Origin of the sequence: Thermococcus sp. (genome assembly GCF_026988555.1) — an archaeon.
Classification (GTDB): domain Archaea; phylum Methanobacteriota_B; class Thermococci; order Thermococcales; family Thermococcaceae; genus Thermococcus.
Genome location: NZ_JALSLB010000059.1, coordinates 1 through 14,689 on the forward strand (window position 1 = coordinate 1; position 14,689 = coordinate 14,689).

14 protein-coding genes are annotated in these 14,689 nt (G+C 53.6%); 6 read left to right on the forward strand and 8 right to left on the reverse strand.

Translation table 11 applies throughout. The features are described from left to right. Positions 1 to 343 (forward strand): hypothetical protein (locus MVK60_RS09390; protein ID WP_297438754.1); only part of this gene is annotated, 343 nt, incomplete at its 5' end. Here the strand turns inward: MVK60_RS09390 and hmgA are convergent. The 3 genes from hmgA to MVK60_RS09405 form a co-directional block, all read right to left on the reverse strand. Beyond that, positions 340 to 1,572, reverse strand: a complete 1,233-nt coding sequence (gene hmgA, locus MVK60_RS09395; protein ID WP_297438756.1) for a hydroxymethylglutaryl-CoA reductase (NADPH) — start codon at positions 1,570 to 1,572, stop codon at positions 340 to 342. The two genes, MVK60_RS09390 and hmgA, sit on opposite strands and share 4 nt — an antisense overlap. Positions 1,573 to 1,588: 16 nt before the next feature. Further along, complete coding sequence (locus tag MVK60_RS09400) at positions 1,589 to 2,332, reverse strand: MinD/ParA family protein (protein WP_297438758.1); 744 nt, start codon at positions 2,330 to 2,332, stop codon at positions 1,589 to 1,591. An 89-nt stretch (positions 2,333 to 2,421) separates the two neighbouring features. Then, positions 2,422 to 2,646 (reverse strand): TRAM domain-containing protein, encoded by a 225-nt coding sequence (locus MVK60_RS09405; RefSeq protein ID WP_297438897.1) that lies wholly within the window; start codon positions 2,644 to 2,646, stop codon positions 2,422 to 2,424. A gap of 229 nt (positions 2,647 to 2,875) precedes the next feature. Between MVK60_RS09405 and tdh the strand changes: the two genes are divergently transcribed. The 4 genes from tdh to truA all read left to right on the forward strand — a co-directional run bounded on the left by tdh (position 2,876) and on the right by truA (position 8,267). Continuing rightward, the gene (tdh, locus tag MVK60_RS09410; RefSeq protein ID WP_297438899.1) at positions 2,876 to 3,928 is read left to right on the forward strand and encodes an L-threonine 3-dehydrogenase; all 1,053 of its coding nucleotides are present in this window, start codon (positions 2,876 to 2,878) and stop codon (positions 3,926 to 3,928) included. 78 nt (positions 3,929 to 4,006) lie between these two features. Continuing rightward, on the forward strand, positions 4,007 to 5,509 hold the full coding sequence (locus tag MVK60_RS09415; RefSeq protein ID WP_297438760.1) for a phenylalanine--tRNA ligase subunit alpha: 1,503 nt from the start codon (positions 4,007 to 4,009) through the stop codon (positions 5,507 to 5,509). A 6-nt stretch (positions 5,510 to 5,515) separates the two neighbouring features. Next, positions 5,516 to 7,222, forward strand: coding sequence for a phenylalanine--tRNA ligase subunit beta (gene pheT / locus MVK60_RS09420; RefSeq protein WP_297438762.1), 1,707 nt, complete (start codon positions 5,516 to 5,518; stop codon positions 7,220 to 7,222). A 241-nt stretch (positions 7,223 to 7,463) separates the two neighbouring features. Beyond that, positions 7,464 to 8,267 carry a tRNA pseudouridine(38-40) synthase TruA gene (gene truA / locus MVK60_RS09425; protein ID WP_297438764.1) on the forward strand — a complete coding sequence of 268 codons (804 nt, stop codon included), beginning with the start codon at positions 7,464 to 7,466 and terminating at the stop codon, positions 8,265 to 8,267. Here truA and MVK60_RS09430 read toward each other — a convergent pair. Next, a complete protein-coding gene (locus MVK60_RS09430) occupies positions 8,214 to 9,608 on the reverse strand; it encodes a DEAD/DEAH box helicase (RefSeq protein WP_297438901.1) in 1,395 nt (464 codons plus the stop codon). The genes truA and MVK60_RS09430 overlap by 54 nt on opposite strands. Before the next feature lie 75 nt (positions 9,609 to 9,683). On the opposite strand from MVK60_RS09430, the gene MVK60_RS09435 reads away from it, so the two are divergent. Continuing rightward, on the forward strand, positions 9,684 to 10,952 hold the full coding sequence (locus tag MVK60_RS09435) for a UbiD family decarboxylase (RefSeq protein WP_297438903.1): 1,269 nt from the start codon (positions 9,684 to 9,686) through the stop codon (positions 10,950 to 10,952). On the opposite strand, the gene MVK60_RS09440 is transcribed toward MVK60_RS09435, so the two are convergent. The 4 genes from MVK60_RS09440 to MVK60_RS09455 all read right to left on the reverse strand — a co-directional run bounded on the left by MVK60_RS09440 (position 10,946) and on the right by MVK60_RS09455 (position 14,621). Next, complete coding sequence (locus tag MVK60_RS09440) at positions 10,946 to 11,887, reverse strand: ABC transporter ATP-binding protein (RefSeq protein WP_297438905.1); 942 nt, start codon at positions 11,885 to 11,887, stop codon at positions 10,946 to 10,948. The genes MVK60_RS09435 and MVK60_RS09440 overlap by 7 nt on opposite strands. A gap of 8 nt (positions 11,888 to 11,895) precedes the next feature. Next, positions 11,896 to 12,741 (reverse strand): ABC transporter permease subunit, encoded by an 846-nt coding sequence (locus MVK60_RS09445; protein ID WP_297438766.1) that lies wholly within the window; start codon positions 12,739 to 12,741, stop codon positions 11,896 to 11,898. A gap of 123 nt (positions 12,742 to 12,864) precedes the next feature. After that, on the reverse strand, positions 12,865 to 13,656 hold the full coding sequence (locus MVK60_RS09450) for an N-glycosylase/DNA lyase (RefSeq protein WP_297438768.1): 792 nt from the start codon (positions 13,654 to 13,656) through the stop codon (positions 12,865 to 12,867). Then, on the reverse strand, positions 13,653 to 14,621 hold the full coding sequence (locus tag MVK60_RS09455) for a beta-ribofuranosylaminobenzene 5'-phosphate synthase family protein (protein WP_297438770.1): 969 nt from the start codon (positions 14,619 to 14,621) through the stop codon (positions 13,653 to 13,655). Before MVK60_RS09455 ends, MVK60_RS09450 begins: the two co-directional genes overlap by 4 nt. Between the last annotated feature and the right edge of the window lie 68 nt (positions 14,622 to 14,689).

The window sequence follows — 14,689 nt, forward strand, 5'->3', positions numbered from 1 at the left end:
GGTCTTCGTTATTCTGAGAAAGGGGATTGAGGAGTTCTTTGAGGCCCTTGCCGGGAACGACCTTGAGCGGCTAACCGGGGAAGGTCTCAGGAGGAAGGGCAGGAAATGGCGCTTCATAATAGACTTTGTAGCGACTTTCATCGTCGTCTCAATTGAGAACCAGCTCCACATTGGGTTCTTGGGCGTTCTGATTCTGGGTGTCGTTTTCACCACCGTGGAATACCTGTTCGGCCCCAGGAAAACGAAATTCCGTACCATGGCAACTGAACTCAGCGAGAAATCTGTCAGAAGGATGTATGAAGTTCTGGAAAGGAGAGGGGAGGTCCTAAGGGTTTCCCTTTAGCGTCCGAGCTCCTTGTGGGCCTTCGCCAGGTGCTTTGCTGCTATCGCCGCGAGGAGCGAGAGTTCTCCTGCAAGAACGGCACCGGCTGTTATCTCCGCGAACTTCCTGGCGTTGGTTCCTGCTGGTTCTCCGCCGCCGGCGACGCCCATTATGCTTAACGCTTCCCTCTGGGTCGGGACGCGCGTTCCTCCACCGACCGTTCCAATCTCAAGGCTCGGCATGGTGACGCTGATGTAGAGATCACCCTCCGGCGTTACCTCGGCGAGGGTTATGCCGTGCGAGCCTTCGGTAATCTGGGCCTCGTCCTGACCGGTTGCCAGGAATATGGCACCGACTATGTTGGCAAAGTGGGCGTTGAAGCCGTAAGAACCTGCCTGGGCCGAGCCGACGAGGTTCTTCCTGTAGTTGACCTCGGCTATGAGCTCCGGCGTCGTCTTCAGCTTTCTCTCAACGATCTCCCTCGGAATTACCGCCTCGGCAATGACCGTCTTTCCCCGGCCGTTGATGAAGTTCATTGCGCTGGGCTTCTTGTCGACGCAGAGGTTGCCCGAGAGCGCGAGGTATCTCACGTCCGGGAACTCCTCTTCGATTACCTTCATTATCTCCTCGCTTGAGATGGTAACCATGTTCATGCCCATGGCATCGCCGGTCTCGAACTCAAAGCGCAGATAGAGGTTGTTGCCAACGATGTAGGGTTTAACGTCCCTTAGCTTCCCATGCTTAGTGACCTTGCTGACTGCTTTCTTCTGGAGGTAGTCGATGTTGGTCTTGACCCACTCGGCCACTTCCCTCGCTCTCCTCGCGTCGGGGCACTTGAGGAGCGGGGCGCGGGTCATCTTGTCGTCTATGATGGTGGTCTTAACGCCCCCTGCTGCCGTTAGAGCCGAACAGCCCCTGTTTACTGACGCAACAAGCGCTCCCTCAGTGGTCGCGAGCGGAATGTAGAATTTGCCCTTCGCGTACTCGCCGTTAATCCTGAGGGGTCCGGCGACGCCCATCGGTATCTGGACAACACCTATCATGTTCTCGATGTTCTTGCCTATTACCCTATCTGGATCGATGGAGTAGTGCCCTATGTTCTCAAGGCTGACTCCAAGCTTCTTTTCAAGTGCCCTTCTCCTTATTTCAGTGGCGAGTTTCTTATCTCCGTTTGTGTACTTTTCAACCTGGTGGAGCTTTATCTCTCCATCCGCTACCTTCTTCACGAGTTCTTCAAAGCTGACCTTCATAACAACACCTCCAAAATCAGCCGAATATCCATCCTTCAAGGATCTTCCCGGTTTCCTTAAACGCAACGGCGGCGTCGCTGTTGGGAAGGTATTTGATTATTGGGACACCTACATTGATGGACTCGGGAACGTTGTTGTCAAACGGTACCCACCCAATAACCGGAACCTCAAGGTCGTTCTCAATTGCATCGATGATCTTATCCACGACATCCTCAGATTCACGAACCTTATTAAGGATAACCCCAATGTTAAGGTTGTAACGGTCCCCAAGCGCCTTTAACTTCTCTATCTCGTTCTTCACCATAACCTCAAAGGAGTAAATCGGTGAACGCTCTATTTCAACAACGATGAGCTGGTAATTGGCCAGCTCAAAAGTTGGGAGGGTGTCGAAGGGAATCCCGGTCGGGGAATCGACGAACACGACGCCGAATTTGGGCTTCACCCTGTCAAGCAGATCAACCAGCTTTTTCGGAGAAATACCCAGAACGTCCTGAAGGTTGCTGCTACCGGGCATCACGTGCACACCTGTTTGAGGATGTTTGTAAATGGCCCATTCCGGGTCTATGTCCGGGTTTTTAAGGAGGGAGTGGAGGGTGTACCTGACGTTATCCAGTGAAAAGTGGAACCCGAGGTTGGGAAGATACAGATCACCGTCGATTGCAAGTACTCTGTACTCTCCCATGGCCAGAAACGCGCTTAAGTTGGCCGTGGTGGTGGTCTTTCCCGCACCGCCACGTCCTGTAACAACGATCACTGCCATATCAAGACCCCCTTCACCCCCAGAAGAATACTCGTAGGAGATTATAAGGTTTCCGATTAATGTGAAGGAAGAAAGAAGAGAACCTGAGATTATTTCGCGACCACGTCCGCAAAGGCGAAGCGCTCTTTAACGTTCTTTATCTCGATGTCCACCTCGTCACCTACCTGGGTGTTCGGGACGAATATGACGAAGCCCTTTATCCTGGCTATTCCATCCCCACCCCTACCGATGCTTTCAATTTTCACGTGGTACCTTTCACCCCTCTTAACGGGTGCAACCTTTCCCGGACGCGACTCAAACCTTCTATCCTCCAACCTGGCCACCACCAGAGTTAATCGCCTGGAAAAACGTGGGAATGTTTTTAATTCTTCCGTTCAAGGTGTTTCGTCAAATTCAAGCGTTGTATCGTTATTAGAACCTAATTTAAAAATCATATGGTGAAATTCGAACTAAAACGTCAGAAGGATCATGGCATCAGCTCCACAAAAGGTTTATATCAACGAGCGTTTAGACAGAGATGTAAACGCAACGGAGATGGTAATGATGGAAGGCAAGATGCCAGCCATTATGAAGACTAAGCCGGCATATGGTGCCGAACTCGTCGAAGTCGACATACCCAAGCCCGGCCCGGGAGAGGTACTTATCAAAGTTCTCGCCACTAGTATATGCGGTACCGACCTCCACATCTACGAATGGAATGAATGGGCCCAGAGCAGGATCAAGCCACCTCAGATTATGGGCCACGAAGTCGCCGGAGAGGTGATTGAGGTTGGACCCGGTGTTGAAAACCTCCAAGAGGGTGACTACATAAGCGCGGAGACCCACATCGTCTGTGGAAAGTGCTACGCCTGCAGGCACAACCGCTACCACGTCTGCCAGAACACGAGAATCTTTGGCGTTGATATGGACGGTGTCTTCGCGGAATACGCCCTCGTTCCCGCTCAAAACGCATGGAAAAATCCAAAGGGCATGAAACCGGAGCATGCCGCACTTCAGGAGCCCCTTGGCAATGCCGTAGATACGGTCCTCGCCGGCCCAATTGCCGGAAGGAGCACCCTTATAACGGGAGCTGGCCCTCTTGGACTCCTTGGAATAGCCGTTGCAAAGGCCAGCGGTGCTTACCCCGTCATAGTTTCCGAGCCTAGTGAATTCAGGAGGGGGCTCGCCAAGAAAGTCGGAGCCGATTACGTGATCAACCCGTTCGAGGAGGACCCAGTCAAAGCCGTTATGGATATAACTGACGGAGCAGGTGTGGAAGTTTTCCTCGAATTCAGCGGCGCCCCGAAGGCCCTTGAGCAGGGACTGAGTGCTACGACGCCCGGCGGGAGAGTTTCCCTCCTAGGATTGTACCCGCGCGAAGTCACGGTGGACTTCAACAACCTGGTGATCTTCAAGGCACTGGAGGTACACGGCATTACAGGGAGGCATCTCTGGGAGACCTGGTATACTGTCTCGGGCCTCATTCAGAGCGGCAAGCTCAACCTAGATTCCGTCATAACCCACAAGTATAAAGGATTCGATAAATTTGAGGAAGCCTTTGAGCTTATGCGCGCGGGGAAGACGGGCAAAGTCGTCTTTCTGCCCCATGAGAAGTGAGAATTTTTCTGTTTTTATCCTCCTTTCTACCGCAATTCTCTTAAGCGAGACCTTCAACACCTAGCGGGGGATGTTGTTATGGAACTGAGCTATGGTGAGAAGCTCACGCTCATAAAGCTGGGAGATGCTAAAAGGCTCAAATTCGAGGAGCTAGTTCAAAAAACCGGCCTCGATCAGGTCGCGGTAATGAGGGCCGTTCTTGGACTCAAGAGCAGGGGGCTTGCAGACCTCCACGAGAAAAGCGAGAAGGTTGTGGTTATCACGGAGACCGGAAGGAGCTACGCAGAGGTAGGGCTCCCAGAATGGAGGGCGTTACGTCTTCTTCACGAGAGGGAGAAGGCCACGCTCGACGATCTGAAAGAGGTTCTCAGCGACGAGGAGCTCAAGCCCATCATTGGCCTCCTCAGGAAGGAGGGCTGGGCGAGCGTTAGGAAAGAGAACGGAAAGCTCGTCCTTGAGATCACCGAGAAGGGCCTCAACGCTACTGAGAGACCAATTGATAGGGCATTAAAGCTGCTCGCCGAGAGGGGGACGGTTCCGGTTAAGGAGATAGAAAAGCTCGTTCCGGTTAAGGAGCTGAAGAGGAGGAAGATCGGGGAAGAAGAAACGGTGACGGAGAGGAAAGTCGAGATTGCGCCAGCGGGCGAGGAACTTGTAAGAAAGGGCATCGAGCTGAAGGAGGATGTCTCAATCCTAACGCCGGAACTCATAAGGTCCGGAAAGTGGCGTGAAGTCGAGTTCAGACGCTTCGACATAAAGGCCCCCGTCAGGAGAATCTACCCTGGCAAGAAACAGCCATACCGTGCTTTCCTCGACAAGATAAGGAGGAGACTTATCGAGATGGGCTTCATCGAGATGACGGTCGAGAGCATGATTGAGACCCAGTTCTGGAACTTCGACGCACTCTTCCAGCCCCAGAACCACCCGGCTAGGGAGTGGACGGACACCTACAGGCTCAGGTATCCAAAGAGCGGAGGCCTTCCCAGTGAAAACCTGGTGGAGAGGGTCCAAACCGCCCACGAGCGCGGTCTTGCCGGGTCGCGCGGCTGGGGCTATGTTTGGAGCCCCGATAGAGCCATGCTTCTCATGCCGAGGGCGCACGGCACAGCTCTAGATGCGAGACAGCTGGCCAAAGGCGTTGAAATACCCGGAAAATACTTCACTATTCAGCGCGTCTTCCGCCCGGACGTCCTCGACAGAACGCACCTTATAGAGTTCAACCAGGTCGATGGCTTCGTCGTCGGCGAGGATTTGAACTTCAAAAACCTCCTGGGTATACTCAAGCGCTTCGCCGTGGAAATCGCAGGGGCGAAGAAGGTCAAGTTCTTGCCGGATTACTACCCATTCACAGAACCGAGCGTCCAGATGAGCGCCTACCATCCAGAGCTTGGCTGGGTGGAGTTTGGTGGAGCTGGAATCTTCCGCGAGGAGATGACCAAAGCGCTCGGCATTGACGTCCCGGTCATAGCGTGGGGGATTGGGATAGACAGGCTGGCGATGTTCAAGCTTGGCATAGACGACATAAGGTACCTCTTCAGCTACGACCTCCGCTGGCTGAGGGAAGCGAAGCTGGTGTGGTGATGGGAGATGCCAAAGTTCGACGTATCAAAGCGGGATTTGGAGAGGCTCGTCGGGAAGACCTTCACCGTTGAGGAGTGGGAGGGCCTATTCCTCTACGCGAAATGTGAGCTCGACGACGTCTGGGAGGAGAACGGTGAAATCTACTTCAAGGCCGACTCAAAGGACACCAACAGGCCCGACCTGTGGAGCGCGGAGGGCATAGCAAGGGCCGTAAGATTCGCACTTGGCCTCCAGAAGGGCCTGCCTAGGTATGAGGTCGAGAAGAGCGACGTTACCGTTTACGTTGATGAGAAGCTGAAAGATATCCGCCCCTACGGCGTCTACGCGATAGTTGAGAGGTTGAGCCTCGATGAAGAAGCTCTCAAGCAGATGATTAACCTCCAGGAAAAAGTTGCCCTAACCTTCGGGAGGAGGAGAAGAGAGGTCGCCATAGGCATCTTCGACTTCGACAAGGTCAAACCGCCCATCTACTACCGCGCCGCCGAGAAGAGCGAGAAGTTCGTCCCGCTGGGCTTTGACGAGGAGCTTACTCTGGAGGGAATCCTTGAAAAGCACGAGAAGGGCAGGGAGTACGGCCACCTGATTAAGGACAAACCCTACTACCCGCTCCTTGTTGACAGCGAGGGCAAGGTTCTCTCGATGCCTCCGATTATTAACTCGGAAACGACGGGAAGGGTGACGACCGAGACGAGAAACGTCTTCGTCGATGTAACCGGCTGGGACCTTAACAAGGTTATGCTGGCCCTGAACGTTGTCGTAACGGCTTTGGCCGAACGCGGTGGAAGGATAAAGAGCGTCAAGGTGGTCTATCCGGATTTCGAGGTAGAGACCCCTAATTTGACACCCAAAGAGTTTGAGGTCGAGCTCGACTACATAAGAAAACTGGCGGGCCTTGAGCTGAGCGACGGGGAAATCAAAGAGCTCCTTGAGCGGATGATGTACTCGGTGGAGCTTAAAGACGGCAGAATAAAGCTCCTCTACCCGGCCTTCCGCGACGACATAATGCACGCGAGGGACGTTCTTGAGGACGTCCTCATAGCCTACGGTTACAACGAGATTGAACCGGAGGAGCCGGAGCTGGCCGTCCAAGGACGGGGCGATAAGTTCGTCGAGTTTGAGGACGCGGTAAGAGAGCTGATGGTCGGCTTCGGCCTGCAGGAGGTTATGACATTCAACCTGACCAACAGGGAGGCCCAGTATGAAAAGATGAACCTGGAATACGGGAGGGACTACTTCAGCAACCCACCGGCGGAGCTGGTTGAGATAGAGAACCCGATAAGTCCAAAGTGGTCAGCGCTGAGGAACTGGCTCCTACCCAGTTTGCTCGACTTTCTGAGCCAGAACACCCACGAGGAGTACCCGCAGAGGCTCTTCGAGGTCGGGAAGGCAACTCTGATAGACGAGGGCAGGGAAACGAAAACGGTTAGCGAGAGCAAGCTGGCGGTCGTTCTGGCCCAACCGAGGGTAACCTTCACCGACGCGAAGGAAATCCTTGACAGTGTTATGCGCCACCTCGGCTTCCACTACGAACTTGAAGATATGGAACACTCAAGTTTCATCCCCGGTAGGGTGGGAAGGATAATCGTGAACGGAACGCCGATCGGCGTCATCGGCGAGGTGCACCCTTCAGTCTTGGAAAAGTGGGGAATTGAGATGCCCGTTGTGGTATTTGAACTTTCCCTCATGCCACTCTACAGAGGGCCTTACCTTTGACTTTTCTTTTTTTAATCCCCTCTGAAGCAATGCACACATTATCTCAAAGTTCACAACGCTCATCAGTATCTCCGTGTCAACCATCTCCGTCATAACACCCACCAAGCAGACATAGAAGGGGCTATTTATCAATCTTTCCAGAAGATTGTTGAATTTTATCCAAAATCATGCTTTATCTTTGTAAAATAACCGGTCGTTTCGTCGGGAAAAGGCATTTATATCCTCCACCGGATTCATCAATATGAGGTTCGCTCTCCGAATAGCCTACGACGGGACTGCATTCTACGGATTCCAGCGCCAGCCAGACTTGAGGACGGTTGAAGGAGAACTGCTCCGGGTTCTCACGAGGCTGGGAATCATTAGCGACGCGGAGGGCTCAAACTTCAGGGGGGCCTCAAGGACGGACAGGGGTGTCTCCGCGTTCTTCAACGTCATCGCCTTCAACGCTCAGGAAAGACCGGACCTGGTAAGGATGGAGGTTCTGAACCATCATCTAAGGGATGTCTGGGTTCTTGGTATAGCTGAGGTTCCGGGGGACTTCCATCCGCGCTTCCAGGCGAGGTCCAAGACGTATCGCTACTATCTTGTGGACGAGGGCTTCGATCGGGAGAAAATGGAAGAATGTGCCCGAGTGTTCATAGGGAAGCACGACTTCTCGGCATTTGCGAGGCTTGAACCGGGAAAAGAGCCCACACGGGTGATAACCGGGATCAGACTGATGGAAAGAACCGGCTACTATATCATCGAGATCGAGGGAGAGAGCTTCCTCTGGGAGATGGCAAGGAGGATGGTGAACGCGATCCGCTTCTGCGGGCTTGGGCTTATGAAGCCCGTGGAGGTAGAAAAGAGGCTCAAGGGCCAGTACGCCGGAAAGGTCCCACCGGCTCCCCCCGAGGGACTCGTTCTGTGGCACATGAGGTACCCCGACTTGGAGTTTCAAGCGGACGAGAGGGGCCTTAAGAAGGCGAAACGCGACCTGTTCGATCGCTACTCACGGGCGCTTACTAGGGCGGCGCTTCTTGGAGACATCCTTCTTAGGTTTTGAATCCATCTCTCGATCGTAGTATTTACCGTAGTACTGCTTTAGGGCCTTCTGACGCTCGATGAAGTGCGTGAAGAGCAGTGGGTCGTCATCCTGAACGTCAACTATGACCGCCTTCATGCCCTTCTTTGGCCTTAGAGCACGGCCTATGGTCTGTATCGTCATTATATCGCTCTTTCCACCGCCGGCAAGGATTATCGCGGAGATCTCAGGGATGTCAACTCCCTCCTTCAGGAGTGTGGATATCAGAACAGGAAGTTTTCCATCTTTAAACTCCTCAAGAACCTCCCATCTGTCCGGGCTCTGAGAGCTTAGGAACTCCGACCGCACCCCCTCCTCCTCCAGCATCTCCTTGAGCGTCTTTCCATGCTCTATCCGTTTCACATCTATGAGAACACGATGTCCGGCCTTTGCAAGCTCCACAGCCTTCGCCACTATGACGCGGTTCCTGTCCACGTTGTTCATTATAACCTCCTCATAGAGCTCCTTGTAGCGTTCGCTGAACGAGGGCATCTTGGACTCATAGGTCAGTATCTCAAAGCGAGGCTTTGCAAGGAACTTCTCCCGTATCAGGTCGTCGGCCCTGACCTCAAACAGCGTGGGGCCAACGACGGCCTCTATCTTTATCTCCTCTCCCCTAACCCGCCTCCAAGGTGTTGCCGAGAGACCAAAGCGATAGACTTGGGGAAGTTTCAGTCCAAGCTGATAGAACTTCTCTGCGGCCGAGGTTCTATGACACTCATCGAACATGAGGATCGCATACTCATTCTGGAGCTGTTCGGGACCCCTTGAGAGGAGGGTCTGGATCATGGCTATCGTAACCCCCCGCTCGTCCCACTTGTTGTCCCCCACTATTCCCGCTTCTATCCCAAGAACATCCCTCACCTTATCCGCCCACTGGTACAGCAGTTCCTTCGTGTGGACGACGATAAGGGCAGAGAGATCAAGTTCGTGGACCATCCTGAGGCCAACGACTGTCTTCCCGCTCCCAACGGGCAGAGACAGCACACCCACCTTTTCCCGGAGGGCCCTTTTAACGGCCCGTCCCTGATACCGCCTCAGGGTGTACTTCCCGTTCCAGCTGGAGTTTATCTTGAAACCCCTGACCCGCCTCTCGTCCTTGATACGGACCCTGTAGCCCTTGCTGTTTAGGTATCTCTTAACCCTGGGGAGGAGACCGACTGGAAAACTGCGCTCGTAGGGATTGTAAAGGCTTTCTGATTTCTCCCATCTACCAAAGTCCCTTCTGTACGTCAGAAGGTCGTATATTTTAAAATATATCTGGGGGTCCGCTTTCTCGATGTAGACCAGGGCGGAGCCGTCTGGGATACGGAAGGTCACCATGGACATGGCAATCAACTAGGGGTTCTGGAAAAAGGCTTTATAGACCTTTTGGAACATTAACCAAAGGTGAGGGAAATGATACGGGAGATACTCAAGAATTTTGATGACGTGGTCACGATCAGTGAACCCACAAAAAAGGAGCTGGGGGTGACCCGATATCTTCTGAGACACAGGACCCGACCGGTACTCTTCGAGGACGTGGACGGATGGAAGGTTGCCGGTAACATATGGAGCACGCGTGGGAGGATAGCGGAATACCTGGGCATCGAAAAGGAGGGATTGACAGCCTTTATCGCCGATGCCATGGAGAACCCGTCCCCGTACAGAACCGTGGAAAGAGCCCCGTTTCTCAAGAATTCCACAAAGGACTTCTCACTTAAAGAGCTGCCGGTGCCAAAGTACTACCCCCTGGATGGCGGTCAATACTTCACCTCGGCGATGGTCATAGCCAAAGATGAAAAAGGCTTCATTAACACCTCATTCCACAGGATAATGGTGCGCGACGGAAGGACGGCCGCGATAAGGCTAGTTCCAAGGCATCTTTACTCCATGTGGAAGGACAAAGCCGAGCACGGGGAAGAGCTGGACGTCAGAATCATCGTCGGAAACCCGATTCATCTTCTGCTCGCAGGTGCTACTAGCGTGGCCTATGGAATCAGCGAACTGGAGATAGCCTCGAAGATGAGCGAGCTGGCCTTCGGCAGACCCCTGGAGGTCGTCGAGCTGGGTGGAATCCCAGTTCCGGTCGAGACCGAATTCGTCTTCGAGGCGAGGATTACACCGGAACTGGTCGATGAGGGTCCTTTTGTGGACATAACCGGAACCTACGACCACGTGAGGAAACAACCGTTAGTTGTCTTCGAGAGGATGTACCACGTTGATGAGCCAATCTTCCATGCACTTCTCCCCGGGGGTTACGAGCACTTCATGCTGATGGGCCTTCCGAAGGAACCTCAGATATACGCGAGCGTCAAGCGCGTCGTCCCGAAAGTTCACGGCGTTCGCTTAACCGAAGGCGGGGCTATGTGGCTCCACGCCGTTGTTTCCATAACCAAACAGCACGAGGGGGATGGGAAAAACGCGATACTGGCGGCCTTTACGGGGCATCCAAGCCTCAAGCACGTGGTAGTTGTGGATGAAGACGTGGATATCTACGACGACAGGGAGGTGGAGTGGGCGATAGCCACCCGCTTCCAGGCGGATAAAGACCTCATTATAGTTCCCAACGCCCGCGGTAGCTCCCTCGACCCCTCGGCCGAGAAGAGCCTCGTGGCCAAGTGGGGCGTGGACGCCACCAAGCCACTTGAAAGAAAAGGAGAGTTCGAGAGGGCAAAGCTTCAGTGACCGCGCCCCTCATCTCCCTCGTTCACCATCTTAAGGAAGATCTCCTCAAGGCTTGGGACCCTGACCATAAGCTGGAGGATCTTCGCTCCCTGCTCCCATACGAGGTCGTTGACCTGCTCCCGTACGTCCGCAGCGGCCTTTATCTTGTACTTGGTTTCGCTGACCCGTTCAACTTTCCACTCGACATCATCAAAGTTGACCGGTTTGCTGGTCTCAAGGAGTATCAGGTACCCTCCCTTCTTCAGGAAGTCCGACTTTATGTTGTCTATGCTGTCCTCAACACGGAGTTTGCCCCGGACGATGACACCGACGGTATCGCAGACCTCCTCAACGTGGGCAAGGATATGAGACGAAAAGAAGACCGTTTTCCCGTCCTTTTTTTGCTTCCTGATTATGTCCTTGAACTCCGCTATCCCACGGGGGTCTAGGCCGGTCATCGGTTCATCAAGTATCAGGAGTTCGGGATCGTTGATGAGCGCCTGTGCCAGCAGAAGCCTCTGGCGCATTCCCTTTGAGAGCTTGCCGACCTTCCTGTCCCTAACGTTCCACAGGTTAACAGTCTCAAGGAGTTCCCTGGCCCGTTTGAGCCGTTCGCCCTTTGGTATTCCAAAGGACTGGCCGAGTATGTCCAGAGTCTGGAGAGGAGTCAGGAAATCCCAGAGGGTTGCGTGCTCTGGCATGTACCCTATTCTGCCCTTCACATTGACCAGTTTGCCCTCGTCGTAGCGTCCCCCCCGGAACACCTCTTTCCCAAACACTTCAATCCTGCCATCCTGAGGGTATATCAAGCCCAGGGTGCTTAGAATCGTTGTGGATTTGCCCGCACCGTTGGGTCCAAGGAAACCGTACACCTTTCCCTGCTTAACCTCAAGGTTAAGCCCGTTGAGGGCCGTTAAACTGCCGTACCTCTTAACAAGGTTCTCTATCCTAAGCACCATTATCATCACCTCAAATCCATCCTGAGGAAGCGCAGCATGGCGGCCCCAAAGTAAACGGCCGTCATCATGAACAGCAGCAGTGTGTTCACCCATCTCTCCTTGATGGCGTACGCCACCCCCCGATACGTCCCGCTGTACGTACCGTGCTTGCTTAAATGGGCAGTTATTACGTTGAACTGGGCCATGGGGGAGTAAAAAGCGTACCTGGTGTTGTACTCGTCCGAGAGTTTTTGGACGTCGTTTAGGCTCGTCGTGTCGGAGTGAGTGTAAACCTGATAGCTTATGACCAAAGGCACAAATATCAACAGGATGAAAAACACCGCTATCCCCACTCCAAGCGCTGTCCCCGATGATTTGAGGAAAGCCGAGAGAAGGTAGCCCATGGCAACGAACTCCACCATAACAACGAGCAGCAACAGGTTTATCAGAACGAGGTCCCTAACGAGGGCCGCGGTCAAGTTAACGCCGATGTACAGCATCCCGGCGAACTCAACAATGGTCGCCAGGAGGATTGCAATTCCAAAGACCGCTATCTGGGCAAGGAACTTACCTATTATGTATCCGCTTCTCGTTATCTTTTTGCTCAGCGCCACTCTAAGCGTTCCCTTCTCAATCTCACCGTTTATGGCGGTTGCGCCCACCACTATGGCAACTATACCGAGGAAAAACATCGCCATCCCACTGACGAAGCTTATCGTCAGCCCCATCACAGAGGTGACCGTTAATTCCTCAGAGGTTCTCTTCAGCAGGTAGAAGAAGGGCACGTATATCAGAGAAAGGATTATGATAACGGCCCATATCTTCTTGGTTCGCAGGCCTTTTTTAAGCTCAAGCTGAAATCCCCACATCATGGAAAACACCTCCAATAGCACAATGCTCAGGAAAAACTAACCACGGGAGTATAAAAGTTTTGCCATTACAGTGGGATTGATGGAAAGCCGAGCCCTCACGGGTGAAGGGTTTGTTTAAGGGTATCAAAGCGAAAGAAGTTTCAAAGCCAGCTCGTACTCCCGGCAGTGCAGACGGAGCCGCTCCATGACCCGCTCGTTGCCCCCAAGCAGGGGCCACAGTATGGAGTCTATGTGAAGGGGAGGGATACCCGTCTCCCGCCCGATTCTGCTCCAGAATCCAGCAGGCTTCTCGTCGGTGAAACGCTTTGTATAGGCGGTTATCCTGCTGTCCTCAGGTATCTCTATCTCCATGGGGTAAGGCACGAATTCACCGAAGACTATCCTGCCAGCGTACCCGAACATCTTGACAGCAAAAACGATCGTCTTGGCATTTTCCTTCGAGTTCAGGACCCGAGCGATTTCATTCCTCAAATGGGTCATGCCACCGAAGTAGTAGTCCCTGAGGTCACGGAAGGAGAGAGAGTCAAGGAAGGGCTCAAACCTCTCAAGTCTGGAGACCTTTGGAGTGACTAGCCGCCTGTTGGTTCTCGACCTGGGAAGAAAGCTGGAGTAAGCCTCGACAATACCATCGTCCGGCGGGTTGTCTGAGAAGTAACGTGAAAACTCCCACCACCAATCCTCCCCCCTTCCGCTGAGCTGATAGCTGACTACGGCGTTCGCCATGACGAGTTTCATGAAGAGCCCTTTGTCCTTGAGGTTTTCGTGGAGAGTGCGGAGGGCATCAAACTGCAGGTCAACCCGCTCCTCTATGATCCTCGCACACCCTATGCTCAGTTTGCCCAGGATGTCTTTCAACCGAAGCACCTTTTCGTCGTTGGCCTTTCCTGGCAGTCCAAGGAACCGTTCCAGGCTCATCCCACCACCTCCCCGATGAGTTTCTCAAGGAAAACGTTCTCGGTTATGATCTCAGCACCGGAATTGCGGGGGAGACCGAGTTCAACCTTCGCCCCCACGCCATGTTCCTCAAGGTAATCCCCAATCTCGGTGCGGAGGCGTGGGTAGTCTGACTTCCGTATCAGCCCGTAGACGGTAGGTCCCCAGGAGCTCTGACCGCAACCATACGTGTTGGTCCTGAGGAATTCCAGTGCAACTTCCACGTCCTCCCTGAACTCTCCCCCCTGATACGCCTCAAAGTGCTTCCCCACCAGACGCTGAATGATTGAGAGATGCTTTCCGAATCCACGGATGTCACGCTCCCTCAGTGCCGGCAGTAACCCCAGGAGTACCCTGTAAGATATCTCCATTGCCACATCCACCCTGCCTCTAACCTTCTCCATTATCGGTTTCTCCTCCTCCTCATCAAAGCCCCTCCCGGTTTCAGGGGTTACGAGTAAAAAAGCCCAGTCCTCAGGAATCTCTTCCCTGAAGATCAGAGGGGGTATCCCCGCCTTTGAGCCGCCGTCTACAACGAATCCTCCATGGATAAACGTGTAGATCCCCGCCCCGCCGTTTCTTCCCCTGCCAAGAACCTCCGCCAGTCTCTCCGTTGAAACACCTAGGTTGTTCAGTTTGGAGATAGCCGAGGCCACGGCCAGACTCAGCTGAGTTGTGGAGCCGAAGCCCACGTGCCGCGGAATGGTTCGGAGAACATCTATGGAGTATCCAACTCCCGTCTCGAAGGCGCCGTTCATCCGTCCAATGGTTCGTTTTATGGTCTCGTAATCCTCCCCGCTGGCACTTATCCTAAGAGAATTCCCCGCGGTTACCCTTATCTCGTATCCACCCTCCAGACCAACCCCAATGCTGCCAAAACGCCTGCCGAGCGTTCCCGATGGATCTATAAGTCCCAGGTGCAGCCGTCTAGGAGTTATCACCCTCATATCCTCACCATCCCCAATCCTCAAAAGTATTTTTAACCCTTGGCAAAGCCACCTGAAACAAGGAGGGC

Bases quoted from the DNA above. Each gene is read 5' to 3' on its own strand.
- hmgA (WP_297438756.1), bottom strand. From the start codon at position 1,572: ATGAAGGTCAGCTTTGAAGAACTCGTGAAGAAGGTAGCGGATGGAGAG.
- MVK60_RS09400 (WP_297438758.1), bottom strand. From the start codon at position 2,332: ATGGCAGTGATCGTTGTTACAGGACGTGGCGGTGCGGGAAAGACCACC.
- tdh (WP_297438899.1), top strand. From the start codon at position 2,876: ATGGAAGGCAAGATGCCAGCCATTATGAAGACTAAGCCGGCATATGGT.
- MVK60_RS09415 (WP_297438760.1), top strand. From the start codon at position 4,007: ATGGAACTGAGCTATGGTGAGAAGCTCACGCTCATAAAGCTGGGAGAT.
- pheT (WP_297438762.1), top strand. From the start codon at position 5,516: ATGCCAAAGTTCGACGTATCAAAGCGGGATTTGGAGAGGCTCGTCGGG.
- truA (WP_297438764.1), top strand. From the start codon at position 7,464: ATGAGGTTCGCTCTCCGAATAGCCTACGACGGGACTGCATTCTACGGA.
- MVK60_RS09430 (WP_297438901.1), bottom strand. From the start codon at position 9,608: ATGGTGACCTTCCGTATCCCAGACGGCTCCGCCCTGGTCTACATCGAG.
- MVK60_RS09435 (WP_297438903.1), top strand. From the start codon at position 9,684: ATGATACGGGAGATACTCAAGAATTTTGATGACGTGGTCACGATCAGT.
- MVK60_RS09445 (WP_297438766.1), bottom strand. From the start codon at position 12,741: ATGATGTGGGGATTTCAGCTTGAGCTTAAAAAAGGCCTGCGAACCAAG.
- MVK60_RS09450 (WP_297438768.1), bottom strand. From the start codon at position 13,656: ATGAGCCTGGAACGGTTCCTTGGACTGCCAGGAAAGGCCAACGACGAA.
- MVK60_RS09455 (WP_297438770.1), bottom strand. From the start codon at position 14,621: ATGAGGGTGATAACTCCTAGACGGCTGCACCTGGGACTTATAGATCCA.